16 protein-coding genes are annotated in these 26,311 nt (G+C 62.3%); all 16 read left to right on the forward strand.

Annotation, left to right across the window (positions count from 1 at the left end; genetic code table 11):
- Positions 1 to 70 precede the first annotated feature (70 nt).
- The 16 genes from LDN95_RS18490 (at position 71) to LDN95_RS18565 (ending at position 25,954) form a co-directional block, all read left to right on the forward strand.
- Complete coding sequence (locus LDN95_RS18490; protein ID WP_226019045.1) at positions 71 to 1,993, forward strand: amidohydrolase family protein; 1,923 nt, start codon at positions 71 to 73, stop codon at positions 1,991 to 1,993.
- 24 nt (positions 1,994 to 2,017) lie between these two features.
- A complete protein-coding gene (locus tag LDN95_RS18495) occupies positions 2,018 to 3,643 on the forward strand; it encodes a M28 family peptidase (protein ID WP_226019046.1) in 1,626 nt (541 codons plus the stop codon).
- A gap of 16 nt (positions 3,644 to 3,659) precedes the next feature.
- The gene (gene hisC / locus LDN95_RS18500) at positions 3,660 to 4,763 is read left to right on the forward strand and encodes a histidinol-phosphate transaminase (RefSeq protein ID WP_226019047.1); all 1,104 of its coding nucleotides are present in this window, start codon (positions 3,660 to 3,662) and stop codon (positions 4,761 to 4,763) included.
- 366 nt (positions 4,764 to 5,129) lie between these two features.
- A complete protein-coding gene (locus tag LDN95_RS18505) occupies positions 5,130 to 7,019 on the forward strand; it encodes a CocE/NonD family hydrolase (protein ID WP_226019048.1) in 1,890 nt (629 codons plus the stop codon).
- Between the two features lie 59 nt (positions 7,020 to 7,078).
- Complete coding sequence (gene mhpT / locus LDN95_RS18510) at positions 7,079 to 8,317, forward strand: 3-(3-hydroxy-phenyl)propionate transporter MhpT (protein WP_226019049.1); 1,239 nt, start codon at positions 7,079 to 7,081, stop codon at positions 8,315 to 8,317.
- Between the two features lie 12 nt (positions 8,318 to 8,329).
- Positions 8,330 to 10,072 carry an amidohydrolase family protein gene (locus tag LDN95_RS18515; RefSeq protein ID WP_226019050.1) on the forward strand — a complete coding sequence of 581 codons (1,743 nt, stop codon included), beginning with the start codon at positions 8,330 to 8,332 and terminating at the stop codon, positions 10,070 to 10,072.
- A 29-nt stretch (positions 10,073 to 10,101) separates the two neighbouring features.
- Entirely contained in the window at positions 10,102 to 11,034 is a 933-nt protein-coding gene (locus LDN95_RS18520; RefSeq protein ID WP_226019051.1) for an alpha/beta hydrolase, read from the forward strand.
- 53 nt (positions 11,035 to 11,087) lie between these two features.
- The gene (locus LDN95_RS18525; protein ID WP_226019052.1) at positions 11,088 to 12,413 is read left to right on the forward strand and encodes an amidohydrolase family protein; all 1,326 of its coding nucleotides are present in this window, start codon (positions 11,088 to 11,090) and stop codon (positions 12,411 to 12,413) included.
- An 11-nt stretch (positions 12,414 to 12,424) separates the two neighbouring features.
- Positions 12,425 to 13,087: a hypothetical protein gene (locus LDN95_RS18530; RefSeq protein WP_226019053.1), complete on the forward strand. Its 663-nt coding sequence runs from the start codon at positions 12,425 to 12,427 to the stop codon at positions 13,085 to 13,087.
- A gap of 25 nt (positions 13,088 to 13,112) precedes the next feature.
- Positions 13,113 to 13,841 carry an AraC family transcriptional regulator gene (locus tag LDN95_RS18535; protein ID WP_226019054.1) on the forward strand — a complete coding sequence of 243 codons (729 nt, stop codon included), beginning with the start codon at positions 13,113 to 13,115 and terminating at the stop codon, positions 13,839 to 13,841.
- A gap of 123 nt (positions 13,842 to 13,964) precedes the next feature.
- Complete coding sequence (locus LDN95_RS18540; RefSeq protein ID WP_226019055.1) at positions 13,965 to 17,468, forward strand: indolepyruvate ferredoxin oxidoreductase family protein; 3,504 nt, start codon at positions 13,965 to 13,967, stop codon at positions 17,466 to 17,468.
- Positions 17,455 to 19,461: a serine hydrolase gene (locus LDN95_RS18545; protein WP_226019056.1), complete on the forward strand. Its 2,007-nt coding sequence runs from the start codon at positions 17,455 to 17,457 to the stop codon at positions 19,459 to 19,461. The genes LDN95_RS18540 and LDN95_RS18545 overlap by 14 nt, the downstream gene beginning before the upstream one ends.
- 22 nt (positions 19,462 to 19,483) lie before the next feature.
- A complete protein-coding gene (locus LDN95_RS18550) occupies positions 19,484 to 20,989 on the forward strand; it encodes an amidohydrolase family protein (RefSeq protein WP_226019057.1) in 1,506 nt (501 codons plus the stop codon).
- Between the two features lie 145 nt (positions 20,990 to 21,134).
- On the forward strand, positions 21,135 to 23,090 hold the full coding sequence (locus LDN95_RS18555) for a serine hydrolase (RefSeq protein ID WP_226019058.1): 1,956 nt from the start codon (positions 21,135 to 21,137) through the stop codon (positions 23,088 to 23,090).
- A gap of 24 nt (positions 23,091 to 23,114) precedes the next feature.
- A complete protein-coding gene (locus tag LDN95_RS18560; RefSeq protein ID WP_226019059.1) occupies positions 23,115 to 25,322 on the forward strand; it encodes a PQQ-dependent dehydrogenase, methanol/ethanol family in 2,208 nt (735 codons plus the stop codon).
- Positions 25,323 to 25,525: 203 nt separating this feature from the next.
- The gene (locus LDN95_RS18565; RefSeq protein ID WP_226019060.1) at positions 25,526 to 25,954 is read left to right on the forward strand and encodes a hypothetical protein; all 429 of its coding nucleotides are present in this window, start codon (positions 25,526 to 25,528) and stop codon (positions 25,952 to 25,954) included.
- Positions 25,955 to 26,311 lie beyond the last annotated feature (357 nt).

The raw sequence follows: 26,311 nt of genomic DNA on the forward strand, positions 1-26,311 counted from the left end.
GCTGCCCGAACCGGGCAGGCGATTCACGCTGCTGTCGTGCGAGCAATCGGGAACGGAGCCTGTTTCGGTGATGAAATCATCTCGTTCGGCCTGGCTGACAGCCACGGCCATAGTCGGAGTGCTGTCGGCGACCGGCGCTTTGGCGGCAACCGGATCCGGCGCTGTTTACGACGTCATCATTGAACATGGGACGGTGTTCGATGGCACGGGTTCGCCCGGCCAAAGCACTGACATCGGTGTGATCGCTGGTCGCATCGCCGCCTTGGGCGATCTGCATGGGGTGGCCGCACGTCAAAGGATCGACGCGAGCCACCTCTATGTGGCACCCGGTTTCATCAACGTTCACGATCATTCGACGCCCGAAGGGTTGCCGACGGCGCTGAACATGCTCACGCAAGGTGAAACGACCGCGATCCTCAACCCCGACGGGTATGGCGAACCTGATCTTGCCAAGCAGCTTACCGATCTCGCGAAGCCGGGCATGGCACTCAATATCGGCGCCTATTCGGGCTTCAACGCGATCTGGGAGGAGACGGTCGGCGCGAACGATGTCAGGCCAACTCCGGCGCAGATCGCCGCCATGCGCGGCCATCTCGAAAAAGACCTCGAACAGGGCGCGTGGGGCGTTTCGGCGGGGCTCGATTACAAGCCTGCCTATTATGCCAGCGCGGATGAAGTCGTCAGCGTGGTCAGTGCCGCGTCGAAATGGCGGACCAATTTCCCCAACCATGACCGGCTGCGGTCTGAAACCGGCTACAGTTCGCGACTTGGCGTGGCAGAAACGATCGCCATTGCCTCAGCTGCCGGCCTCTCACCCGAAATTACGCATATCAAGGCGCAAGGACGCGAGCAGGGGCGCGCTGCCGAAATCCTCGACCAGATGCACCAGGCGACGGCGAACGGGCATTTTTCGACTGGCGACGTCTATCCCTACACTGCCGGGATGACCGGCTTGTTCTCGTTCACTGTGCCCGGCTGGGCGCAGGAGGGCGGCATCGACGAGATGCTCAAGCGGTTCAAGAACCCCGATCTGCGCGCAAAGATCGTCGCGAATGCCGAAGGCGCGCTCGATGCGCGTTTTGGCGGGCCCAAGGGCGTGTATCTGCCGATGTCCCGCCGCCAGCTGGTCGATGTGGCCAAGGCCGAGGGCGTGTCATCGGGCGAGGCGCTGTTGCGCGTCATGGAAAAGGGCGAGTTCGTCGGTGTTTTCACGTTCGGCAGCGAGGACGATGTACGCACTTTCCTGCGCGATCCGGCGGTGTCGATCACTTGCGATTGCGGGGCCGATCTGGAAACGCGGACACACCCACGTCTCTACGGAACCTATCCGCGCATACTTGGTCGTTATGTACGCGATGAGCACGTGCTGTCCTGGGCGGAGGCAATCCGCAAACTGACCGGTCTGCCAGCATCGAGCCTTGGCATGGTCGATCGCGGGTTCATCGCGCCGGGTATGGCCGCAGACATCGCCATCTTCGACCCGGCGACCGTAATCGATCATGCGACATACGAAAATCCGACCGCGTTGTCCGATGGCATCCGCTTCGTTCTGGTCAATGGCACGGTCGAACTGAGCGACGGCAAGCCGACCGGTGCCAAAGCGGGTGCAGTTCTGCTGCGCAGCGAACACATGCCGACGCGCCCAATGAATGTGGCCGGGCATGGCGCAAGCTCGCTTGCAAGCGTGCCGCTGCGCTCGAAAACTGGCCAGCCAGCAAAGCTGTCGCTCGATATCGCGCAGACCGTCGATGGCAAAGCGGTGGGCAGCGTCACACTGACCGATGAGAACAACCATGTGTTGCTCTCGGCGCGCGCGCTGGGGCCGTTGCAGCTTGGCGACCGCTGGATGAGCGTGACAGGTTGGGCCGCTTCGCCTGCCGGACAGAGCTTCACGCTGATTATCGACCGGGGCAATCCGCGCCAGCCCGGCAAAGGCGCGATCGTGCTCGAAACTGGCTCGGGCGAACGTTATTCCGGCGAAATCGCAGAATAAATAATTGAAAATTCGGGGGAATTGATGAGAAAGCGGCTGAGTGGATGTGCGCTGGTGGCGCTGGCAATATCTGTCGTGACCCCGGTGCGGGCCGAGAACCGCGCTGATCCCGACGGGACGCAGTGGTGGGGCTATATCGCGACACTGGCGGGCGACACGTTCGAGGGGCGCGACACCGGATCGGTCGGCCACCTCGCTGCCGCCGACTTCGTCGCTGCGGAATTTCGCAAGGCCGGGGCCAAGCCCGCTGGAGCAGGGGGAACCTATTTCCAGGCGGTTCCGCTCGTCTCCGAAGCGATCGATGCGGCACGCTCGGGCGTGCGGGTGGACGTCGCCGGCGCATCGACGCCGCTGGCGGTCGGCGAGGATATCGTCCTGTCGGCCGGGGTACCGCAGCCTGCTGCGCTGACCGCGCCGCTTGCGTTCATCGGCTATGGCCTCGCCATCCCTGAGGCGGGTCACGACGACTTTGCCGATGTTGATCTGCGCGGCAAAGTCGCGGTACGGATCTATAGCGGACCCAGCGGTATCAGCGGTGCGCTCTTGGCACATTCTCAGGCTTATGCGCTGCCAAAGGCGCTCGAAAAAGCGGGCGCGGTCGGCCTGATCACGATCATCCCGCCGCATCATCGTGACATCCCGTGGGACTTCGTCCGCAGGAACGGCCGGCACAGCGGCATGTATATCGATGATCCGGCCCAGCAGGATTTCGTCGGGCCGCATCTCAACGGTTTGATCAACCCAGCCAAGGCGGCGGCGCTGTTTGCGGGATCGGGCCATTCCCTCGACGACATTTTCGCTGCAGCCAGCGCACAACAGCCGATCGCCGGTTTCCCGCTCAACGGTTCGATTACCGCGAACGTTGCCATGACAACACGGCAACTGACCTCGCCCAACGTGGTGGCCTTGCTGCCGGGTTCGGGCAAGCTGAAGACACAATATGTGGTGATCAGCGCGCATCTCGACCATGTCGGGATCGGGGATCCGGTCAAGGGCGATCCAATCCATCACGGCGCCATGGACAATGCCTCGGGTGTCGCCTCGATGCTCGAAGTTGCGAACCAATTGCCGAAAAAAGCCGACAAGCCTCGCCGTTCGATCCTGCTGGTTGCCGTGACCGGCGAAGAAAAGGGCTTGCTGGGATCGCGTTATTTCGCCGGAAATCCGACGGTTCCGAAGGGCTCGATTGTTGCGGACATCAATCTTGACCAGCCTTTGCCGCTGTTCCCTCTCAAACACCTGCTTGTCATGGGCGAGGAGCAGAGTTCGCTTGGTCCCATCGCCCGCGCAACCGCGCTTGCGCAAGGGTTCGACACGGTTCCCGATGGTGAGCCGGATCGGATGCTGTTCGTTCGTTCCGACAACTACAGCTTCATCAGGACAGGTGTCCCGGCGATCGGCCTCACCTTCGGCCATCCCAAGGGAACGCCCGAGGACGCGAAGGTCGCGGACTGGTTCCTGACCCGCTACCATACCCCACAGGACAACCTGTCGCAGCCGGTCGATAAAGTCGCCGCCTCGGTATTCAACGCCTATCTGACCGCGCTGGTTGCCAGAGTCGCCAGCGAGCCGGTGGTTCCGCACTGGAACAGCGACAGCTTCTTCAAGCGGTTCGAACGACCTGTCTCCTCCACCTCGTCGACCAAGTGATGAAAGGTTGCCGCCAATGACCGATACACTCAGCCTGCCGCGCCCACGGCCCGGTCTGCTCGACATCCATGCTTACATTGGCGGGAAGTCGCATGTCGAGGGCGTGGAGCGTTCGCACAAGCTGTCCTCGAACGAAAATGCGCTCGGTTGTTCGCCGCGCGCGCGCGACGCCTATCTTGCTGCCGCCGACCGGTTGCATCTTTATCCTGACGGACACAGCGCCGATCTGCGCGCAGCGGTGGCCAAACGCTACGACCTTGAGCCGGAACGGCTGCTGTTTACCGCCGGTTCGGACGAAGCGTTCACGCTGTTGTGCCGCGGCTACCTCAATCCCGGCGACAATGCGGTTCAGGGCGAATACGGCTTCCTGTCCTACTCGATTGCGGTGCGAAGCGTGCAGGGCGTTGTCCGCAGCGCGCCCGAGCCCGATCGGCGGGTCGATGTCGATGGACTGCTCGCGCTGGTGGACGATCGTACGCGGCTGGTGTTTCTGGCCAACCCGGCAAACCCGAGCGGTACGTGGAACAGCGGAGAAGAAGTGCGCCGATTGCATGCCGGGCTACCTTCGGACGTCATTCTGGTTCTTGACGGCGCCTATGCCGAATTCTGCCACGACCCGGCCTACGAAGACGGGCTGGCGCTGGCACGTGGCGCGCACAACGTGGTCGTGGCGCGCACGTTCTCGAAGCTGCACGGGCTTGCGGGACTGAGGGTCGGCTGGGCTTATGCACCGGCCGAGGTCGTTTCGGTGCTCGATCGCATCCGCGGTCCGTTCAACATCAATTTGCCCGCGCAAGCCGCAGCGCTGGCCGCGTTGAATGACGATGCGTTCATCGCCGCCTCGCTCAAGCACGTCGCGCACTGGCGTATCTGGCTGGCCGAGCAACTGGCCGAGCTGGGATTGGAAACCTGGCCATCGGCCACCAATTTCGTGCTCGTGCGCTTTCCCGGAACCGGCGACAAGTCGGCCAAGGCGGCAGAGGCATTCCTTGCCAGTCGTGGCATCATCGTGCGCGGCGTTGCGGGGTATGGGCTCACCGATTCATTGCGCATCACGCTCGGCCTTGAACACGAAAACCGTGCGGTGATCGCAGCCATCGCTGATTTTCTGCGGGCCTAACGCGATCACTCCGACGCAGGGACGCAAACGAGGGTGCGGGTCGTCTGACCATTAACCGGCGCGCGGTCCGTTCAACTTTCCTGTTGTGTTTCAGAGCATTCCTGTCCGGATACCCCCTTGTTGGCGGGTGCCTTGACAGTTTTCTGATCGGGATATAGCGTCTTGATTTGAAAAACAATGACAGGGTTCTGCGCCATTCGGTGCGTTGCGATCAGGGCATGCCGGATGATCTTTGGCGCAGGTAAGCGTAGTCTGAAACAAGGCTGCGCGCGGCTGCCGCAGCGGTCACTGCCGCAGCGGTCACTGCCACAGCGATCACTGGCGGAGTGGGCACGGGTGAGGGGCAATATGCGTAAATCGTCGAAAATGGCGGTGACACTTCTGGCGTTGCTGGCCGTGCAGGAGGGCGTTGCGAATGCTCAGGCGGCGCAATCGGTAGCTGCGGCGCCAGACTCTCACGCGCTGTATTCCTACAGCGAGGTGATGGTGCCGATGCGCGATGGCGTACGCTTGCAGACCGTCATCATGGTCCCAAGGAACGCCACTGGCGCTTTGCCGATCTTGCTGCGCCGCACCCCCTATGGCGTACCGGCCAAGCCTTACACCGAAATGCCCGAGCAACTGAGCGCGCTTGCGGCGGACGGCTATATCCTTGTCGTGCAGAACTTGCGCGGCCGGTTCAAATCCGAAGGCACGTTCAGCCTTGCAGAAGACACGCGGATCGATCCGGGCAAGGGCACCATCGAAACGCGCGATGGCTGGGATACGGTGGACTGGCTGGTCAAGAACGTGCCGGGCAACAACGGCCGGGTCGGCATCTATGGCGTGTCCTACGATGGCTATACTGCGGCGGCGACGCTGCTCGGGCCGCATCCGGCGCTGAAGGCGGTCAGCGAACAGGCCTCACCGGTGGACCAGTGGATGAACGACGACCACCACCGCTATGGTGCGCTGCGGCTGAGCTATACGCTGGAATACGCCGTACTCGAAGAGGCCGAGAAGAGTGCGAACTCGCACTTCAAGTTCGACAAATGGGACAGCTACGACTGGTATCTTTCGGCAGGCCCGCTCTCCAGCATCAACGACACCTATCTGCACGGCAAGATCGGGTTCTGGAACGAGAACCTGGCGCATCCCGACTATGACGCGTTCTGGAAACAGCGGGCGTGGATCGACGCGGTGAACAGCGCTACGGTTCCCAATCTCAACGTGGCGGGATTTTGGGATCAGGAAGATCCATGGGGCCCCTGGCAGATATTCAAGCGGTCCGCGCGGTCCGATCCGGATGGCAGGAACCTGATGGTAGCCGGGCCCTGGTTCCACGGCGCGTGGCGGGGAAATGTGTCCAAGCTAGGCGAGATGCCGCTTGGCGAGAACACCGGGCAGACGTTCCGCCGCGAAATCGAGGCGCCGTACTTCGCCTATTGGCTGCACGGCAAAGGGCAGAAGCCCGATTGGGCGGCCAAAATATTCGAGACGGGATCGAACGTCTGGCGCACCTACAAGGCGTGGCCTCCCGCGGCCAAGGCGACCGATCTTTACCTTCATGCCGATGGCAGCCTCAGCTTCGTCGCGCCGGGGCCAAACGAAAAGAACGCGCATCACGACTATGTGTCAGACCCGGCGAACCCGGTGCCTTATCGTGCCCGACCGATCTCGCCGACCTATCCCGATGGCGACTGGCGCCGCTGGGAATCGGCGGACCAGCGGTTTGTCGACCACCGACCCGACGTTCTGAGCTTTGTCACCGCACCGCTCGCGTCCGATGTCACGGTTGCCGGCGAAGTGTCGGCCGAGTTGTTCGCATCGACATCGGGCAGCGACAGCGATTTCGTGGTCAAGTTGATCGACGTGTTTCCCGATGACGCGCAGTCGCCGCCGTGGGCCGAGGACGTGGGGCCAGAACCGGGCAAATTTGCCCAAAGCCCCAACGGCTACCAATTGCCGATCGCGATGGAAGTCCGGCGGGGTCGCTATCTCGCCAGCTTTGAACACCCATCCGCGCTCAAGCCCGACCAACCGCTGAAATGGGCGGTCCCCTTGCGCGACCGCGACCATGTTTTTCGCGCAGGGCATCGCATAATGGTGCAGGTCCAGTCGAGTTGGTTCCCGCTGATCGACCGCAACCCGCAGACCTTCGTGCCTAACATCAATACCGCCAAGGCCGCTGATTTCGTAGCGGCGCGGCAACGCATCTACACCACGCCGACCATGCCCTCGCGCATCGTGCTGCCGGTGATCGAGCCAGCAAAATAACCGAAGAACCAAAGAACCGAAACGGCGGTCGGTTGAGCCGACCAATTGGGGGAATTTGAATGCCAGGCTCCATCGCGCGCAATCATGGGGCGCTGACCGTCCTGATCTGCTTTCTGGTCGCCATTTGCGAGGGAGTAGATCTGCAAGCGGCCGGGGTTGCGGCACCGCACATCGTGCCGCTGTTCGGACTGACGCCTGTCCAGACGGGCTGGTTCTTCAGTTCCAGCACGTTGGGTCTGCTGATCGGCGCACCACTGGCCGGATGGCTGGCCGACCGTGTCGGGCGCAAGCTGATGCTGGTCATCTCGATCGTTGTGTTCAGTCTTTTCGCGCTGTCCACCGCCTTCGCGTTCGACTTCGACAGCCTGCTTGTCGTGCGCTTTGCCACCGGGATCGGCCTTGGTGGAGCGGCGCCAAATTTGGTCACGCTCGCTTCGGAAAACAGCCGTCCTGACCGGCGCGGCCTCGCCGTGGCGCTGATGTATTGCGGCATGCCATTGGGCGGCGCGATGGCCAGCCTGGTGACGATGATCGGCGGGTCCGACTGGCGCGACGTGTTTTATCTTGGTGGCGGTGTGCCGCTGATCCTTGTGCCATTCGTGATCGTTGCGCTGAAGGATTCACACCGCGAGGCCCTTGCCACACGCACCGAACAGCAGCGTGTCGGGATTGTCCGGGCGTTGTTCGGCGATGGGCGCGCGGCCAGCACTGCGCTGCTGTGGACGGCGTTCAGCTTCATCCTGCTGGTGATGTATCTGTTGCTCAACTGGTTGCCGAGCCTGCTGGTCGGACGAGGCTTTACGCGGACCGTCGCCGCGCAAGTGCAGATTGCCTTCAATCTTGGCGGGGTGCTGGGCTGCGTGGTGATCGGCAGGTTGATCGACAGCAGCTATCGCCTGATCGTTGCGCTGGCGAGTTTCGTTGCGACCATCGCCTTTCTGCTGGCGCTGGCAGCGATGCCTGCGGTGACAGCAGTGGCCATCGTCGTCGGTGCGCTTGTCGGCTTCGGGATCCTGGGTAATCAGGCCATGCTCTATGCGTTTGCGCCGCAGTGCTATCCGGCCAGCGTGCGTGGCACCGGGGTAGGCGCGGCCGTGGCGGCGGCGCGTCTGGGCTCGCTGCTTGGGCCACTGGTGGCCGGGCAGTTGCTCGGCGCGGGTGAGGATGCTGCCACCGTGCTCTACGCCATGCTGCCGTTTGTTGGCGTGGGCGCCATCGCCGGCGTGACGCTTTCGGTCAGACGCATGCCTGAATTCCATGCGCATAGCCCGAACCCTGTGTCGCTGTCGCAAGTCTAGGAGATACCCGCCATGTTTACGAAACGCCTTGCCGCCAGCGTACTGGCCATCGCGGTTGCCAATATCGCGACAACCGCACCAGCCGCACCGCAACCGGCCTATGACGTGGTTATCCGGGGCGGCATGATCTACGACGGATCGGGCAAAACCCCCTTCAAGGGCGATGTCGCGGTCCGGCAAGATCGCATCGTCGCCATCGCGCCGCATATCAAGGCACGCGGCAAGGCGGAGATCGATGCCCGCGGCAAGGCGGTATCGCCGGGCTTCATCAACATGCTCGCCCACCCCGAAGAAAGCCTGCTGATCGACCATCGCGCGCTTAGCGACCTTGTTCAGGGCGTCACGCTTGAAGTCATGGGCGAAATGTCGATGGGGCCGTTGACGCCGCAGATGAAGTCAGAGTTGCAAGCCAGTCAGGGTGATCTGAGATACCCGGTCGACTGGACCACGCTTGGCCAATACCTTGACGGTCTGGAAAAGCGCGGAGTGTCGCCCAATGTCGCCTCGTTCGTCGGCGCAGGCACCGTACGCCAGAACCTGTTCAACGGGGACAGCACCCAGCCGAACGCCGACCAGCTCAAGACCATGCAGGGTCTGGTCCGTCAGGCGATGGAGGAAGGCGCGCTCGGCGTCACCACCGCACTGATCTATGCGCCCAATACCTTCGCCAAGACGCCGGAACTGATCGCCCTTGCGCAGGAATCGGCGCGTTGTGGCGGGATTTATACCGCGCATATCCGCAGCGAAGGCGATCGCTTCCTTGAAGCGGTCGATGAGACAATCGAGATCGCCAGGGCATCGGGTGCGCCGGCCGAGATCTATCACCTAAAGCAGTCGGGGCGCGACAACTGGTCCAAACTCGATCCGGCAATCGTCAAGATCGAGAAGGCCCGCGCGCAGGGTACCCGGATCACTGCGAACATGTACAACTATGTGGCCGGGGCGACCGGTCTTGACGCCGCAATGCCCACATGGGTTCAGGATGGCGGATATGACCGGTGGGTCGAACGTCTGAAAGATCCCGCAACGCGCGCCAGGGTGATAGCCGAGATGCTGGACAAGCACCCGAAGGATTGGGAAAACCTTTTGGGTGCTGCCGGTGCCGAGGGCACTCTGTTGCTGGCGTTCAAGAACCCTGACCTCAAGAAATACAACGGCAAGACGTTGGCTGAAGTCGCCGCTTTGCGTGGGGTTTCACCGCAAGAGGCGGCGATCGAACTGGTGATCGAAGATGGCACCCGCGTCGGCGTCGCCTATTTCCTCATGTCCGAAGACAACGTTCGGCGCGAGGTGGCCTTGCCGTGGGTCAGCTTCGGTTCCGACGCCGGTGCGCCTGCGCCCGAAGGCGTGTTCCTGCAATCATCGGACCATCCGCGCACTTATGGCAACTTCGCAAGGGTGCTGGGCCGTTATGTGCGCGACGAACATCGTCTGACGCTGGCCGAAGCGATCCGCAAGCTGTCGGCGATGCCCGCGCAGAACCTGTCGTTGAAGGATCGCGGCATGCTGAAAAAGGGCTATTTCGCCGACATCGTGGTGTTCGATCCGGTGACCATTCAGGACCACGCCACGTTCGAAAAGCCGGCCCAGCTTGCGACCGGTGTCAGCGATGTGATCATCAACGGCGGCTTTGCGCTGAAGGACGGCAAGGCAACCGGCGCGCCGACCGGCCGCTTCGTTCACGGACGCGCGTGGACGGGTGCTCAGGGCGGCGGTTGCCGCGCTTCGGCGGCGGACTGGACCTGGTCCAAATGAAGTTCAACGCATCAGCGGGAGTATTCGAAATGTCTGTCAAATCACTGATTGCCACGCTGCTGATCGCGACCATTCCGGTGCATGCCGGTCCGGCTTTCGCGCAGCAAACCGTCAAGCCATACACCATGTCGCGCAGTGTCCAGTTCGACATGACCTCGAAGATCAACGGGCGCAGCTATCGCATCTTTGTGCACACGCCCGCTACTCCGCCGCCGCCGGGTGGTTATCCGGTGCTCTATGTCACCGACGGCAACGGCACCTTCCCGGTTGCCGCAGGCCAGGCGGACATCAACACGCTGGAAGGCAGCGCCGTGATGGTTGTCGGTATCGGTTACCCGACCGACGACCTTGCCGCCCCCATGCAGTTGCGCAACAAGGATCTGACACCGACGCCGCCAAGCGGAGTCCTTATTGATCGCCCCAACGCCAAGGCGGCCGATTATGGCGGAGGCGAAGCGTTCTATCGGTTCCTGACCGAAGAATTGCGCCCCGCAATCGCTGCCACGAACCCGGTCAATCCGAAGAATCAGGCGCTTTACGGCCATTCGCTGGGCGGCCTGTTCACTTTGCATGTGCTGTTCAACCATCCCGAAGCTTTCCGCAGCTATATCGCCAGCAGTCCGTCGATCTGGTGGAACGATCGCGAGGTTTTGAAGGACGAAGCCGCGTTCAGCCTTGCGGTCACTACGGGCAAGGCTGCGCCGCGTGTTCTGATCGAGGTCGGCGGCCTCGAAGAGTCACTGTCGAAGGCGATTGTGGCCGATCTGGGCGAGGCCAAAGCCCGCACGGTGATGTCAAACGCCCGCATGATCGGCAATGTGCGCGACCTTGCCGACCGCCTGTCCAAACTGGGTGGCGGCAAAGGTTATGTGGTGCGCTCACAGGTATTCGAGAACGAGGCCCACCTTTCCGCAGTGGCGGCCAGCATTTCCCGCGCCCTTGCATTCGCAGACCAAGACTGACCCCTGTGCTGCGCGGCCCGTGTTCGCCTGATCTGATCAAAGGAGTTATCGTCATGCAGCGAAGTTTCATGCGCAGCGCTCTCGCTTGTGGATTTGCGGGTGCCTTGCTAGCGTCGCCTGCGCCCGCAGCGGCGAGCGACATCGCGCTCCATGTCGGCAAGCTGATCGATGGCACCGGTGCGGCGCCGGTCACGAACGTGACAGTGGTGATCCACGATGATCGCATCACCGCGATCCAGCCCGGATTCACCTTGCCCGCCGGGGCGCAAGTCATCGACCTTTCCACTTCGACAGTGCTGCCCGGCCTGATCGATTGCCATGATCATATCACGGTTTCGTACCACAAGGGCGATCCGATCCGGAACGCTGTGACGCGCACCGGCTATGATGACGAAATCGACGGAATCAACAATGCCCGCGCCACGCTGTTGGCGGGCTTCACCACGATCCGCGACGTCGGAGCGACGACGCCGGTGATCGTGGCAATCAAGCGCGCGATCAATGCGGGCGTGATTCCGGGACCGCGCATGTGGGTCTCGGGAACTCCGCTGGGACCGACCGGCGGCCACAGCGACCCGGCCAACGGGCTCGACCCGGAACTGGCGCATTCGCACTGGGGCGATTCGGTCGTCGATAGCCCCGACGAGGCACGCAAGGCGGTTCGGCGATTGTGGCGTGAGGGCGCCGATCTGATCAAGATCACACCGTCGGGCGGCGTCATGTCGATCGGCGACAATCCCAAGATCCAGCTGATGACCGATGATGAGGTCAAAGCGGTCATCGACACCGCGCACGTGCTCGAGATGAAAGTGGCGGCTCATGCGCACGGCGAGGGCGCGATAACGCGGGCGAGCGAACTCGGCGTGGATTCGATCGAGCATGGTTCCTACGCCGATGCCAAATCCTATGCCGCCATGAAGCAGCATGGCACGTATCTGGTGCCGACGATGCTGGTCGCCGCCAAGGGCGCCGAACGCGGCAGGTCGCATCCCGAAGAGTTCAATCCGTCGACCGTCGGCAAGATGTTGGTGGTCTCGGCCCTGATCAAGAAGAACGTGCATGACGCTTACGCTGCGGGCGTGAAGTTCGCGTTCGGCACCGATACGTTCGGATTGAGCGCGCACGGCGAAAATGCGCAGGAATTCGCCCTCATGGTCGCGGCAGGGATGACTCCGATGGATGCCATTCTGGCTGCAACCCGCAACGCCGCCGACCTGATTGGTGACTCGGCCGACATCGGATCGGTCAAGGTCGGTCGTCTTGCCGACCTTGTCGCTGTCACCGGTGATCCGCTGAGCGACGTCACCGTGCTGGAGCATGTCGGCTTCGTGATGAAGGGCGGCAAAATCTACAAGGTGGACGGCAAGCCGGTCATCTGAGCGATGCCGTGATGGACGACATCGCGCACCCCAAAATCAGCCAAACTGCGCTCCGTGAGGTGCGCAGAGCCTGTGGAGTACCTGGAATGCATCTCAAAACCGCTGTCCTTGCAGCCGCCCTTGCGACGACTTTTGTCCATGGCAGCAGCGCTTTTGCGCAAGATTTGGCCAGCAACCTTCCCCCCGTCGACGAACTGGGCCTGATTCCGTCGGTCTATCATGCCGAAAGCCTGACGCATTGCAGCCCGGCGCACGCCTGGCAGGTGATGAAGAACTTTCAGGATTGGGAGCCCAGTTTCGTAGGAGCCACAGTCAAGCATGTCAGCGGTGTGCGTGGGGGTGAGGGCGAGGTCATGCTCATTCACAAGGACGTCGCCGACGAGGAAGGCAAACCCCTCGACGAATTCGTGACGGTCACTGCCCGATTGGAACCGGGACGGCGGATCGTATGGTATGCCTTTCCCAAGCATGGACTGACCTTTCGCAACTTCGTCGATTTCAGTCTTGTCCCAACCCGCTCCGGAACGAAGTTCGTGATCAACTATTTTGCGCAGGAAGTGCTGCCGCCAGACGTGCTGGCCAAGGCGCGCAAGGATGCCCCGCAAGAGTTCCAGCAACTGGCGAACGTGTTCAAGTCCGTTTGCGAACGGTCGCAATCATCGCTGCAAAAATGACCCTGCTCGAACAGGACGCGCGATCATGACCCGCCGCTTGTTCGGCACGCTCGACCTTGAGCTCATGGAAGAGTTGATGGCGTGTCAGCCGGACAGTCCGTTTTTCGTCAAGGACGAAGGGCTGCGCTATGTTGCGGCCAACCCGGCGATGGCGCGCTTGTGCGGGGTCAAGGGGCCCGCCGAGCTCTATGGAAAGACCGCGCACGATCTGTTTGCAAGGCCACTGGCCAATCGCTATGACATATATGACCGGCGGGTTCTGACGATGCGGCGGTCGATGACCAATGTGCTCGATTTCAGCGCGGCGCCGGGGCGCGCGTCGTGGCTGTTGTTCACGCGTAGTCCGGTGATTGCTGCAGATGGAACGGTTATCGGCGTTGCAGCCAACGCGCGACGGATCGCCGGGCGGGGGGCGGCCGATCCCGCGCTGCAGACGCTGACCCGCATTGTCGCGCGGCTGCGCGCGGAATTCGACCAGCCCTTGCGGCTGGACCAGCTTGCAAGCGAAGCCAACGTCTCGCGCTCGCAGCTTGAACGCGATTTTCGGCGCGTGTTCGCCATGAGTTTACGTGATTTCCTGTCGCGCACGCGGATGGAGCAGGCGCTCGAACTGCTCGATCAGGGCACTAGCGTAGCGAGCATCGCCTATGCCTGCGGCTATTCGGATCACAGCTCGTTCACCCGCACCTTTCGCAAGGTTTTCGGGATCGCGCCCAGCGCCTGGCAGGCCAGACAGGTGCAATCCGCAATTTAGCCGATTGCGGCATCGTAGCGGGGGCAAACGCGCAAGACAGCGCGGTCGCCATGGCGGATTATCGGGCCGTCAGCATCCCCGGGTACGATCGGGGCCTGTCCGGTCTCAACCCGAAAAAAAGCGATGAACATGCAACCCAATGCGTTCAACAGTGATTGGCGCCTGAGCGACCGGTTCGACCAGATCGATGGTCGCCAGTATCTGACGGGCAATCAGGCACTGGTCAAATTGCCTCTGTTGCAACGCGCACTCGATCAGGCGGCCGGGCTCGATACCGCCGGGTTCATTTCGGGATATCGGGGCTCGCCACTGGGCAACTTCGACACGGCGCTGTCCGGTCAGAAACAGCGGTTGGAGCAGAACGGCATCCACTTCGTGCCAGGTGTCAACGAGGAACTTGCGGCCACGGCCGTGTGGGGGTCGCAACAGGCCAACCAGTTGCCATTCGGGGCTCGTCACGACGGGGTCTTTGCGATCTGGTACGGCAAGGGGCCGGGGGTCGATCGCGCTGGCGACGCCTTGAAGCACGGCAACTATGCGGGGGCATCGCGGCAGGGCGGGGTGCTGGTCCTGGCCGGTGACGACCATGGCGGCAAGTCGTCGACACTGGTCTACCAGTCCGACCATGCCTTGCAATCGTTCGTGATCCCGGTGCTGCATCCGGCCTCGGTGCGCGATTATTTTCAGGTCGGGCTGTTTGGCTGGGCGCTGTCGCGCGCGACCGGCTTGTGGGCCGGCTTCAAGTGCGTGACCGACATCATCGAAACGACCGCGGGGTTCGACTTCGATCTCGGGCGCATCCGGTTCGAGCCGGGCGAAGTCGTCATTCCCCAGCAATTCCGCAATCCCGCGCACGTCATGCAGCAGGCCCATGAGGAGGAGGCCTTGTTTGGCCACCGCTTGCCTGCGGCGCTTGATTTTGCACGGATCAATTCAATCGACGAGATCGTGGTCGCGCCACCGCGTGGTGGCCTTGGGCTGGTCGCGGTGGGCAAGGCCTATGGCGACCTGATGCAGGCAATGGGCCAACTCGGCCTCGACGTGGCAAAGCTTCAGGCGCTTGGGCTGGGCATTTACAAGCTGCAACTCGCTTGGCCGATCGAGCCGGTCAAGCTGCGCGCCTTTGCCTCGGGCTGCCGGGAGCTGCTGATCATCGAGGAAAAGCGGGCATTCGTCGAGCCTCAGGTGGCAAATGCACTGTTCAATGCGGGCGGAGATCGCCCGCTGTTGAGCGGCAAGCGCAGCCACGAGGGCGCTGCTCTGTTCAACGAGCAGGGCGAACTCACGCCCGGCAAAGTGCGCGCTGTTGTAGTCGACCGCCTTGACCGCCTGGGGCGGCTGACCGACGAACTGCGCGCCATCCATGCCGACTTGTGCCGGCGTGAGGAGGCGGCGCTGGCCATGGTGCGGCCGACGGTAAACCGGACGCCGGCCTTTTGTTCGGGCTGTCCGCACAATCGATCGACAAAACTGCCCGAAGGCGCGGCTGCGCTCGCCGGGATCGGCTGTCATACCATGGCGATTTACATGCCGGATCGGGCCACCATGCGGCCGACACAAATGGGCGGCGAGGGCGCCAATTGGATCGGCATGTCGACTTTTGTCGAGCGACCTCACGTATTCCAGAACCTTGGTGACGGAACTTATTTCCATTCGGGCATCCTGGCGATCCGCGCAGCCGTGGCCGCCAAGGTCAACATCACTTACAAGATACTGTTCAACGATGCCGTCGCGATGACGGGGGGGCAGGCGGTCGATGGCGTGCTGACAGTCGCGCGTATCGTCGCGCAGTTGTCCGCCGAGGGCGTGTCCCACGTTGTCGTCGTGACCGACAATGTGGCCGACTATCACCAGATTCAGGGTTTGCCCGATCACGTGGAAGTCAAAGATCGCGAACAGCTTATCCCGGTCGAGGAAGGGCTTGCGCGCACTCCGGGCGTCACCGCGCTGATCTATGACCAGACGTGTGCGGCCGAAAAGCGCAGGCGGCGCAAACAGGGCAAGTTTCCTGACCCGCAGAAGCGGATCTTCATCAACAGCGCGGTCTGCGAAGGGTGTGGCGATTGCGGCAGGCAGTCGAACTGCGTCAGTTTGACACCAGTCGAAACGCCGTTCGGCACCAAGCGCCGGATCGATCAGAGTTCCTGCAACAAGGACTACTCGTGCGTCGACGGCTTCTGTCCCTCGTTCGTCACGGTGATCGGCGGCAAGGTGCGTTCGCGCGCGGCCGATCCGTCCCCAGCCGATGCTGGCGTCCAGACGATGCCCGATGACCCGCCGATCCGCGAAGCCAGATGCTTCAACATTCTGGTGACGGGCATCGGCGGCACGGGTGTGGTGACGGTTGGCGCGATCATCGGCGTTGCGGCGCACCTGTCGGGTAAATCGTGTTCGCTGCTCGATCTGACCGGTCTCAGCCAGAAAAACGGTGCGGTGCTCAGCCATGTGCGTCTGGCCCTGACCGACGCCGATATTCCGGCGGCTCGAATCGGGGTGGGCGAAACCGACGCGGTGATCGGCTGCGATCTGCTTGTCGCAGCTGGACCCGAAGCGGTGAAGACCTACCATGCGGCTACGTCGGTCGCGCTCAACACGCACCTTGTTGCGGTTGCAGCGTTTCAGCAGGATCGCACGCTCGATCTCGGCGGCGAACGCGCACTCTCGACCATACAGGCAGCCACCGATGCCAGGTCCGGGCTGCAGTTCGATGCCACCAAGGACGCCGAGATGCGGTTTGGCGACGCGATCTTCGCCAACATGATCATGCTGGGGGTGGCTTACCAGCTTGGCAATGTGCCGCTGCCATCCGCCGCGATCGAAGCAGCAATCCGCCTTAACGGTGTTGCAGTCGACAAGAACCTCGCCGCATTCCGGCGCGGACGGATGATCGCAACTTCGCCGGGGCAGCCCGATGAAGCTATCGCCAATACGCCACCCGAAACACCCGGCGAAACGCTTGAGGCGACCATCCGGAACTGTGCGGAACGGTTGGAGGCCTATCAGGACTTCGCCTATTCGCAGGCGTTTCGCGACATCATCGAACAGATTCGCGCCGCCGAAACCCGCGTGCGGCCCGGATCGACGGAGCTGGCGCTTGCCGCAGCGCGCAATCTGGCCAAGCTGATGGCCTACAAGGACGAATACGAGGTTGCCCGGCTCTTTACCGATCCGGACTTCGCCCGCGAACTGCAGGACCAGTTCGAAGGCGATTTCACCCTTCGCTACAACCTTGCGCCGCCGTTCCTCGCCCGCATGAATGTGGCGACCGGGCGCCCCGCAAAACGCGAATTTGGTGGCTGGATGCGGCCCATGCTTGTGCTGCTGGCCAAAGGGCGGCGGCTGCGCGGAACGCGGCTGGACCCGTTTGGCGCGACCGAGGAACGCAAGATCGAACGCGCGCTGGTCGCCGAATATCGGGTCGCCATCGAGGTCATCAAGGCCGGGCTGAATGAAAGCAATTTCGATCTGGCGGTCGAGGCCTTGTCGCTGGCGGACCAGGTGCGCGGCTATGGACCGGTCAAGCTTGCTGCAATCGCGCAGTATCGCCCTGCGCTGCAGAGAACTTTATCCAAATTTTGCAGTGCCCCGATTGCGGGCGAGCCGGAGTTCAACGATGTCGCAGCATAAATCGACCTACGCCCTCCGGCCACGCGCCTTGCTGCGCGCAGGTCTTGCGCAAGCTGCGGTCTGCGCCCTGCTACTTGCGGCTCCGGCGCCCACGTTGGCTACACCCGTTGCCGCCGATACGGTCACCAGGGCCCCGTCTGGCGTTCAATTCGTGGTGCCCAAGGGGTGGGAACTGAACGATCAAAACGGCGTGCTGCGGCTGTCCGCGCCGGGCGAGGATCCGTTTGTGGCGATTGTCACGATAGCGGACGCCTCTGGTCTTGATGCGACCGTCGTCAAAGCCGAGCAAGCCGTGTTTGGCGACCGGGCACCGACACCCGGTCAAACCTCGGCCATTCCTCCCGAAAATGGCTGGACCGCGCGGCGCTCGATCGCGTTTGCAAGCGGCACGAACGCCAATCGGGTCGTGAGCGGCCTTGCGCTGAAAGGGGAAGGCGGCTGGACGGTCGCGTTCACCAGCGCAAGTTCAGCCGGTGCCGAAAAGTGGTTCGGAGCGCTACGGCTCGTTTCGGAAAGTCTTCAGGCGCCGGGATATGTCGTCGAGACGTTGGCTGGACGCACACCGCACCGGCTTGGCCCCGAACAGATCGAAGCGCTCCGTTCGTTCCTAAAAACCGGCATGGCGCAACTCGGCATCCCCGGCGCGGCCTTTGCGCTGGTTGATCACGGCAAAGTGGTCGCCGAGGACGGCCTTGGTGTGAAGGACTTGCGCTACCCGGCGCCGGTCACCGGCAACACGATGTTTCAGATCGCCTCCAACACCAAGGGCATGACGACGCTGCTGCTGTCAAAGCTGGTCGACGAGGGCAGGATCACCTGGAATGAACCTGTGACCGAAATCTATCCCGATTTCCGGCTGGGCAGCGCCGAAACCACCAGCAAGGTCGAAGTCCGCCATCTTGTCTGCGCGTGCACCGGCATGCCGCGCAAGGATCTCGACTGGGTGCTTGGCACCGATCAAAGGAGCGATCCCGCCGTAACCTTCCGCCTGCTCGCGACGACCGAGCCGACTTCGCAATTCGGTCAGGTGTTTCAATACAGCAATACCATGGCGGCGGCCGCCGGGTTCGTCGCGGGGCATGTGCTCCATCCCGATCTGCCGCTGGGCAAGGCCTATGATCTGGCGATGCAGGAAAAGATCTTCGATCCGATTGGCATGACGCAGACGACCTTCGACTTCGACCGTGTGTTGACCATGGACCATGCCTGGCCGCACGGCTTCGATCGCTCGGGCAAGCCCGCAACCGGAACCTATATCGGGGACTACAAGGCGATTGGCCCGGCGGGCGCGGCCTGGTCAAGCGTCCACGACATGATCAAATATGCGCAGATCGAACTCGGTCAGGGGCGTGCGCCTGATGGACGTGTGCTGTTCTCGCAAGCCAATCTGCTCGCGCGGCGACGCCATGGCATGCTCATGGGCAAGGGCGAGTACTACGGCATGGGGTTGGCGACCAAGGACTACGGTGGGGTCGAAGTGGTCCACCACAGCGGTGGCTCGGCGGGCTTCGCCAGCAAGTTTGCAGTCATACCCGAGGCGCAGATCGGCATGGTCCTGCTCACCAACTCCGAAGGCGGCGGTGGATTGATCGATGCTTTCGAGCGCCGCGTGATCGAGATCGTCTATGATGCCAAACCGCGCGCCGCAGCTGACGTCGCAGAGTTTGCGCGGCGCGCTGCCGCTATGACAACGGCGGCCACGGCCGGCTCGAAGTATCCGCCGAGCGAGGCGGCGGCGAACGCCCTGGCGGCGCATTACACATCGCCCGATCTTGGCAAGATCGATGTGCGGCGGGGCGGCGGGCAGGTCTTTTTCAACTTTGGCATGTTCGAAAGCCGGGTCGCCGAGATCGATGGGCCCGAGGGCATGGTTAGCTTTGCCTGTACCGATCCCGCTTCATTCCATGGAACGTTTGTCGCGGGCACTAAGGATGGTCATCCGACCCTGACCATCCGCGATGGCCAGCATGAATATGTTTACGTCGGTCAGTAAGCCGAGTGGGAGGATACAAACGATGAAAAAACTACACCACCGCGCCCTTCCGATCGGACTGGCCGCTTTTGCCATGGCCGCACTGCTTTGCGGCGGCTCGGTGCGCGCCGCTGCTGCGGCAGACCGGTTTGATCTGGTGATCACGGGTGGCCGCGTGATGGACCCTGAAACCGGTACCGATCGGGTGCTCAACGTGGGGGTCAAGAACGGGCAGATTGCCGCGCTCACCGCCGAGCCGCTGAACGGCGCGCGGGAAGTCGATGCCCATGGCCTTGTCGTCGGCCCCGGTTTCATCGATCTGCATTCGCATGCGCAATATCCGCTCGGCTATGATCTGCAGGCGCGCGATGGCGTGACGACCGCGCTCGAACTCGAGGCCGGGGTCTATCCGATCGCACCTTTCTATGCCGCGCGCGCGGGGCGTACCCGGATCAATTACGGCGCCAGCGTCGGCGTCCAAAGTATCCGGATCAGGATCAAGACCGGGCAGGATGATAGTAACGGCCCGTTCAACGCGATCTTCTCGCGAAAAGCGGAATGGGCCGAAACCGCGTTCACGCCGCAAGAACGCGCCGAGCAGGACCGTTTGCTGGCTGATGGGCTTGCCCAAGGTGGGCTTGGCGTGGGTTTGCTGTACGAATATTTGCCGGGGCTCGCGCGCGACGAAGTGCTGGAGATGTTCGGCGTGGCGGGCAAGGTGCATGCCCCGGTGTTCGTCCATGCGCGCGCGGCCGAAAGGTCGGATCCCGATCACTTGCTTGCGCCCTTGCAGGAAATGATCGCGGACAGCGCGGCGACCGGCGCGCCGGTGCACTATTGCCATATCGGTTCCAAGGGGCAGGGCTCGGTCGATTTGCTGCTGGGGCTGATGGACGGTGCGCGCGCGCATGGCGTTGATGTCACTACCGAAGTCTATCCCTATGACGCGGCAGGAACAATTCTGGGCAGTTCGATCTTCAACCCGGGTTGGCAGGGGCATATCGGCATCGATTACAAGGATGTCGAATGGCCGCCGACCGGTGAGCGGCTGACTGCGGAAAGCTTCGAGAAATTCCGCAAGGAATTTCCGTCGGCAGGCGTCATCCTGCACATGATCCCCGAAGCCGGTGTGCTTGCCGGAATTTCGCACCCCGGGGTGATGATCATCTCGGACGCCGGCGAAATCGTCAATGGCGCTGGCCATCCCCGGTCGACGGGCACATTCGCGCGTACGCTCGGCGTCTACGTGCGTGAGAAGCACGCAGTGTCGCTGATGGATGCGCTCGGCAAGATGACTCTGCTGCCTGCGCGGCGCATGGAAGGTGTCGCGCCGATGATGCGGCACAAAGGCCGCGTGCAAGTCGGTGCCGATGCCGATCTGACGCTGTTCGATCCCGACAAGGTCAAGGATCTCGCGACTTTCCGTAAACCGGCAGAGCCATCCACGGGCATTCCCTATGTCATCGTCGCTGGCCAACTCGTGGTCGATCATGGGGCGATCGTGACCACGGCGTATCCGGGCAAGGGCGTTATCGGCAACATGCACTGAGCGATCCGGCAATGCTCGACCGCATTCAAAACGGTTGGCAAAGCAATTGACATTTTCCAATTGGGATAGACTATGCTGATTGGAAAATAACCTGCCGTGGATTTCATCAAAGTGCCCGGCGAGTCGATCATACCCTGGGGGGATCATGAAGAAATATCTGGCTGCGGCCTTGATGGCGACACTCGCCGTGTTCGGCGCCACAGCGCAAACGTCAGCCAACCCGGCGCCATCCGCTGCTCCCATTGCACCCGCCGGGAGAGCCTTGACGGCCGATGACGTCAATGCCTGGCTTGACGGCTATATGCCTGCGGCGCTTGCGCGGGGCGAAGTTGCGGGCGCGGTCGTTGTCGTGGTCAAGGACGGACAGATATTGACCGAGCGCGGTTTTGGCGTGTCCGATGTCGCCACAGGCGCGCCGGTCGATCCCAAGCGCACCGCGTTTCGCCCGGGTTCGGTCTCGAAGCTGTTTGCATGGACGGCGGTGATGCAACTGGTCGAGCAGGGCAAGCTTAACCTCGATGCCGACGTGAACACGTATCTCGATTACAGGATTCCGCCGCGGGGCGGCAAGCCAATCACGCTGCGCAATCTGATGACTCATACGCCCGGTTTCGAGGAAATCTTCAAGGGCATGGAGGATCCGAAGCTTCGCAATCCGTCGCTGGGTGCTTTCATGCGCCACCGGTCGCCTGCCCGCGTGTTCGATGCCGGGACGACGCCCGCTTATTCGAACTATGGCGCGTCGCTGGCGGGCTATATCGTCGAACGCGTCTCGCACGAGCCGTTCGACGTCTATGTGCAGAACCATATCTTCAAGCCGCTCGACATGCAGAACTCCAGCTTCTCGCTGCCGATGCAAAAGCGCATCCTCGATCTGATGTCGAAGGGCTATCCCGACGCGACCAAGCCAGCCAAGCCGTTCGAAAACATCGTCGCAACGCCCGCTGGCAACATGGCGGGCACTGGCGACGACATGGCGCATTTCATGATCGCGCACTTGCAGGACGGCAAATTCGGCAACACGCAAATCCTGAAGCCTGAGACCGCCCAGCAGATGCACAATTCGCTGACCCAGCTCATGCCGCCGCTCCACGGGTTTGAGCTTGGCTTCATGGTCAACGACATCAACGGGCACAAGGTCATCGGCCATGGTGGCGATACCGCGCTGTTCCACAGCGGCTTGTGGCTGTTCATGGGCGAAAATGTCGGCCTTTTCGTCTCGGTCAACAGCTCCGGCGTCAACCACGGGTTCTCGCGGGGGCAGTTGTTCGAGGCCTTTGCCGACCGCTATTTCCCCGGCGTGCAGAACGATGGCAAGGTCGATGCCAAGACCGCTGCCGAGCACGCGAAGCTGGTTTCGGGCAATTACTATGGCGTGCGGGGCTTTTTCACGAACTTCCTTTCGCTTGCCGGGCTGATGGGGCAAGTCACGGTAACCACCGACCCCGACGGCACTGTCATCTTCCCGGTGATCCCGCGCGCGAGCGGCGAGCCGATCCACTACCGCGAAATCGCGCCATTCGTGTGGCGCGCGGTGGGCGGTCATGAGCGTTTCGGTGCAGTGGTCAAGGACGGCAAGGTTGTGCGCGTCTCGTCCGACAGCTTGGCCGGCTTCATGGTGTTCAACCGCGTGGCCTGGTGGCAGGATGCATCGTGGATCTTGCCGTTCTCTGGGGCAGGTGCACTGATCGTCATCCTGACCGCCCTTGGCTGGCCGGTGATTGCGCTGGTGCGGCGCCGGCATGGCGCAAAGTTTCCTCTGATCGGCAAGCGGGCCAAGGCATACCGCCTTGTGCGTATCGGTGCAGTTGTGGCGCTCATGGCGATTGGCGCCGTCGCTGCCCTGTTTGCCAGCATTTCCGCCGATGGCGGGCTTCAGGCACTGACCGAGAACGATTGGCCAATCTTGGTGGTCAGCGGCCTTGTGCTGCTGGGTTTTGGCGGCGGATTGCTGGCGGCGTTCTACAATCTCTACGCCGTGCTGAGCGAAAAGTCTGGCTGGTTTGCCAAGCTTTGGGGGGGATTGCTCGCACTGTCCTTCGTTGCCTTGCTGTGGTTCGCGCAGCTTGGCGGCTTGCTGACTTTTTCGACGGACTTCTGAGTAGTTTAGGGAAGGGGCTGACCAATGAGGCCGGTCAATCGGGTAAAAAGTTCGGCGATGGCGGCGCTTCTCGTGCTGGCAGGGTGCGGACAGCACTCTGCGGGTGATGTGACTGAGGCGCGCTTGCTGGCGGACAAGGGCGATTCCGGTAACTGGCTCACCGGAGGCAACGGCTGGCGCGGCATGTACTATTCGGGGCTGCGCGGGATCGATGCCTCCAACGCCAAGCGATTGGGTCTTGCCTGGCAGTACGACCTGAACCAGACCCGCGGGCAGGAAGCGACCCCGGTCGTTGTCGATGGCGTGCTCTATGTCTCGACCAACTGGGGACATGTCGCGGCCATGGACGCCGAGACCGGCAAGGAGCTGTGGACTTACGACCCGGAAGTCGATGGCCAATGGGGCCGTTACGCCTGTTGCGACGTCGTCAACCGTGGCGTCGCGGTGGCAAATGGGGTCGTCTATGTCGGCTCGACCGACAACTACATGCACGCAATCGACGCCGCCACCGGCAAGCGCTTGTGGAAGGTCGATATTCTCGATGCCGAGGCGCGTGCGAAGCATATGCCTTACACCACGTCGGGTGCGCCGCAGGTCGCAGGGGATGTCGTGGTCATTGGCAACGGCGGGGCTGACTATGGTGTTCGCGGCTTTGTTCGCGCGTTCGACCTGAAGACCGGTGCGCGCAAATGGACGTTCTGGGCCGTGCCGCACGACCCGAAGAATGGCCCGCAGGAAAGGCCCTATCTCGACGCTGCGCTAAAGACCTGGGATCCGCAGTCGGACTGGAGCAAGGGAGGTGGGGGAACCGCCTGGGATGGCATGGCCTATGATCCCGTGCTGAAATTGCTCTATGTCGGCACGGGCAATGCCAGCCCCTACAACTATCTCGACCGCTCGAAAGGCAAAGGCGACAATCTTTACCTCGCCTCGATCGTCGCGATCGATCCAAAGACGGGTGTTCCGCGCTGGCATTATCAGACCGTGCCGGGCGAATATTGGGACTACACCGCCACTGCAAAGATGATCCTCGCCGACCTCAAGATCGGTGGAAAGACACGGCATGTGTTGATGCAGGCTCCCAAGGATGGCTTTTTCTATGTCCTGGACCGCGCGACCGGCGAGCTGATTTCGGCCAAGCCCTATACTTATCAGAATTGGGCCAAAGGGATCGATCTCAAGACCGGACGGCCGATTTTCAATCCCGATGCCAATTACATGAAATCGCCCAAGCTGGTCTATCCATCGATGATTGGCGGGCACAACTGGTATCCGATGTCGTACAGCCCCGATACCGGTCTGGTTTATATTCCGGTTGTCGATGCGCCGATGATCTATGTCGACATCGCAAAACGCCCGATCAGATCAATTCCGGGCGCATTCACCTCCGCCGGCTTGATGGTGGAGGACTATGATCCCAAGGCTCTGCAGTCGATGTTCGGTGATCTGCCCGTGATGGCCGATCTTGCCCGCACCGCAGGTGGTCCGGGCAAGCCTGCCAGTCAGGGTTTCATTCGCGCGTGGGATCCGGTGCGCGGGCGCGTGGTCTGGCAAACCCGTGCCAGAGCACTGACCGAAGGCGGTGTCATGTCCACGGCGGGCGGCCTGGTGTTCAGCGGGGACATCACCGGGCATCTGAACATCCGCCGCGCCGATACCGGCGCGCTGGTTCGCTCGATCGATACCGGGGGCGCGATCATGGCTGCGCCGATGACCTACACGGTCAAGGGGCAGCAATATGTGGCGATAACCGTCGGCATGGGCGGCGCTGGTAACTGGCTGTTCGCGCCCGACACGGCCGGATACAAATATGGCAATGAAGGCCGCGTGCTGGCGTTCAAGCTCGATGGCGGACCAGTGCCGCTGCCAAAGCCCGTGCCGCCCGCCCGCTTCGAAGCTCCGCCGAGGCCGCCTGCGTTCTTGGCCGCAGAAGCGATACGAGGCGAGCTGCTGTTTACGCGCAAGGGCTGCAGTGGCTGCCACGTCCCCGGACGCGGCCTCGTACCCGATTTGCGCCGGATATCAGACGCAACGCACGAAAACTTCAACAAGATCGTGCTCGAGGGCGCCTATGCATCGATGGGAATGGGCAGCTTTGCCGACATCGTGACGCCAGGCGAGGCCAAGGCGATCCACGCTTATATCTCGCGCGAGCAACTGGCGCTCTACAAGCAGGAAACCAACCCGACGCAGGCCAAGTCGGCCCCCGCGCGTCAGGGGCCTCGCCAGTAAAAATCTGGCCATATCCCCAGAGGTGCAACGCATGAAAAGTGCATTTTGGCTGGCGGGTGACGTGGTGACGTTCGCTGGCGACCCGAACAAGTATGTGGTGGCCACTGGCGTTGCCGCGCCGCTCTTGCCGCGCCGGGCCTGCGCCAGGCCATTCCAGCGGCGGCAACTGCCAAGACCATTGGCAACCCGTTCACGCCCAATTTGTGCTTCGTGCGCACGGCTATCATGCTCGCCAGCCGCCAGCCTGCCCTTCCGGTGGACCTGAACGGGCGTGGCATGAACACGCCAACGCCAAGGGCTATCCAAAAGCCTTGCATCGTCTAATTCTGTATGCCGTCAATCGACAGGTTGGCTTTGCCAGTGCCGTTGGGAATGTTGACGCAAACCGTCTTGTCCGACGCCATTTCGAGGTGATGGAGGAGCAACAGCTAGTCGCTGCCGGTGTGCTTGACCACAACCTCCGCATCGCATGTACCGCCTATGCGGTGCTCAACCGGACGCCAATGCCGCCTGTTGCCGCACCTGTCACAGCCCCTGAGGCGGAACCGCTGCGCAAGGTAGCACCGCCCGTCGTGGTCATCAGCGAGCGCGCGCGACCGGACAATCTGCGCGCGCGGCTCGGGCTTAGGTGACCACATGAGTCTCCGCGCACTCCAGCGCCGTGTGAAGCGGATCGAGGACGCGGGGAAGCCGAGACAGTCACCCATTGCTATCTGGTTCGGAAGTTTTGATTCATGGGTTGAGAACGACATTCTGCCCGCCATCGAAAGCGGGGCGCTGGACCGCGACATTGTTGACGTAGTTGCTGCTCTGCGGGCTTGGGAAACGGACGTGACATGGGGGCGGGCGCATGCGCGCTGACTGTGGACCGGCGTGCAAAAGGGACCCCGTTAGCGGGGTGATCGGCGTCTAAAAGGGACCCCTCATTCCGATGGTGTAGCGGGCTGCCTGGTTTTCCAGGTGGCGAGATCGGGATGTTGGTGGTGGAG

The sequence above is a fragment of the Novosphingobium sp. FKTRR1 genome, assembly GCF_020404405.1.
Lineage (GTDB): Bacteria > Pseudomonadota > Alphaproteobacteria > Sphingomonadales > Sphingomonadaceae > Novosphingobium.

Coding starts and splice junctions, on each gene's coding strand:
- LDN95_RS18490 (WP_226019045.1), top strand. CDS start 71: ATGAAATCATCTCGTTCGGCCTGGCTGACAGCCACGGCCATAGTCGGA.
- LDN95_RS18530 (WP_226019053.1), top strand. CDS start 12,425: ATGGACGACATCGCGCACCCCAAAATCAGCCAAACTGCGCTCCGTGAG.
- LDN95_RS18560 (WP_226019059.1), top strand. CDS start 23,115: ATGAGGCCGGTCAATCGGGTAAAAAGTTCGGCGATGGCGGCGCTTCTC.
- LDN95_RS18505 (WP_226019048.1), top strand. CDS start 5,130: ATGGCGGTGACACTTCTGGCGTTGCTGGCCGTGCAGGAGGGCGTTGCG.
- LDN95_RS18545 (WP_226019056.1), top strand. CDS start 17,455: ATGTCGCAGCATAAATCGACCTACGCCCTCCGGCCACGCGCCTTGCTG.
- LDN95_RS18540 (WP_226019055.1), top strand. CDS start 13,965: ATGAACATGCAACCCAATGCGTTCAACAGTGATTGGCGCCTGAGCGAC.
- hisC (WP_226019047.1), top strand. CDS start 3,660: ATGACCGATACACTCAGCCTGCCGCGCCCACGGCCCGGTCTGCTCGAC.
- LDN95_RS18495 (WP_226019046.1), top strand. CDS start 2,018: ATGAGAAAGCGGCTGAGTGGATGTGCGCTGGTGGCGCTGGCAATATCT.
- LDN95_RS18535 (WP_226019054.1), top strand. CDS start 13,113: ATGACCCGCCGCTTGTTCGGCACGCTCGACCTTGAGCTCATGGAAGAG.
- mhpT (WP_226019049.1), top strand. CDS start 7,079: ATGCCAGGCTCCATCGCGCGCAATCATGGGGCGCTGACCGTCCTGATC.
- LDN95_RS18555 (WP_226019058.1), top strand. CDS start 21,135: ATGAAGAAATATCTGGCTGCGGCCTTGATGGCGACACTCGCCGTGTTC.
- LDN95_RS18550 (WP_226019057.1), top strand. CDS start 19,484: ATGAAAAAACTACACCACCGCGCCCTTCCGATCGGACTGGCCGCTTTT.
- LDN95_RS18525 (WP_226019052.1), top strand. CDS start 11,088: ATGCAGCGAAGTTTCATGCGCAGCGCTCTCGCTTGTGGATTTGCGGGT.
- LDN95_RS18515 (WP_226019050.1), top strand. CDS start 8,330: ATGTTTACGAAACGCCTTGCCGCCAGCGTACTGGCCATCGCGGTTGCC.
- LDN95_RS18520 (WP_226019051.1), top strand. CDS start 10,102: ATGTCTGTCAAATCACTGATTGCCACGCTGCTGATCGCGACCATTCCG.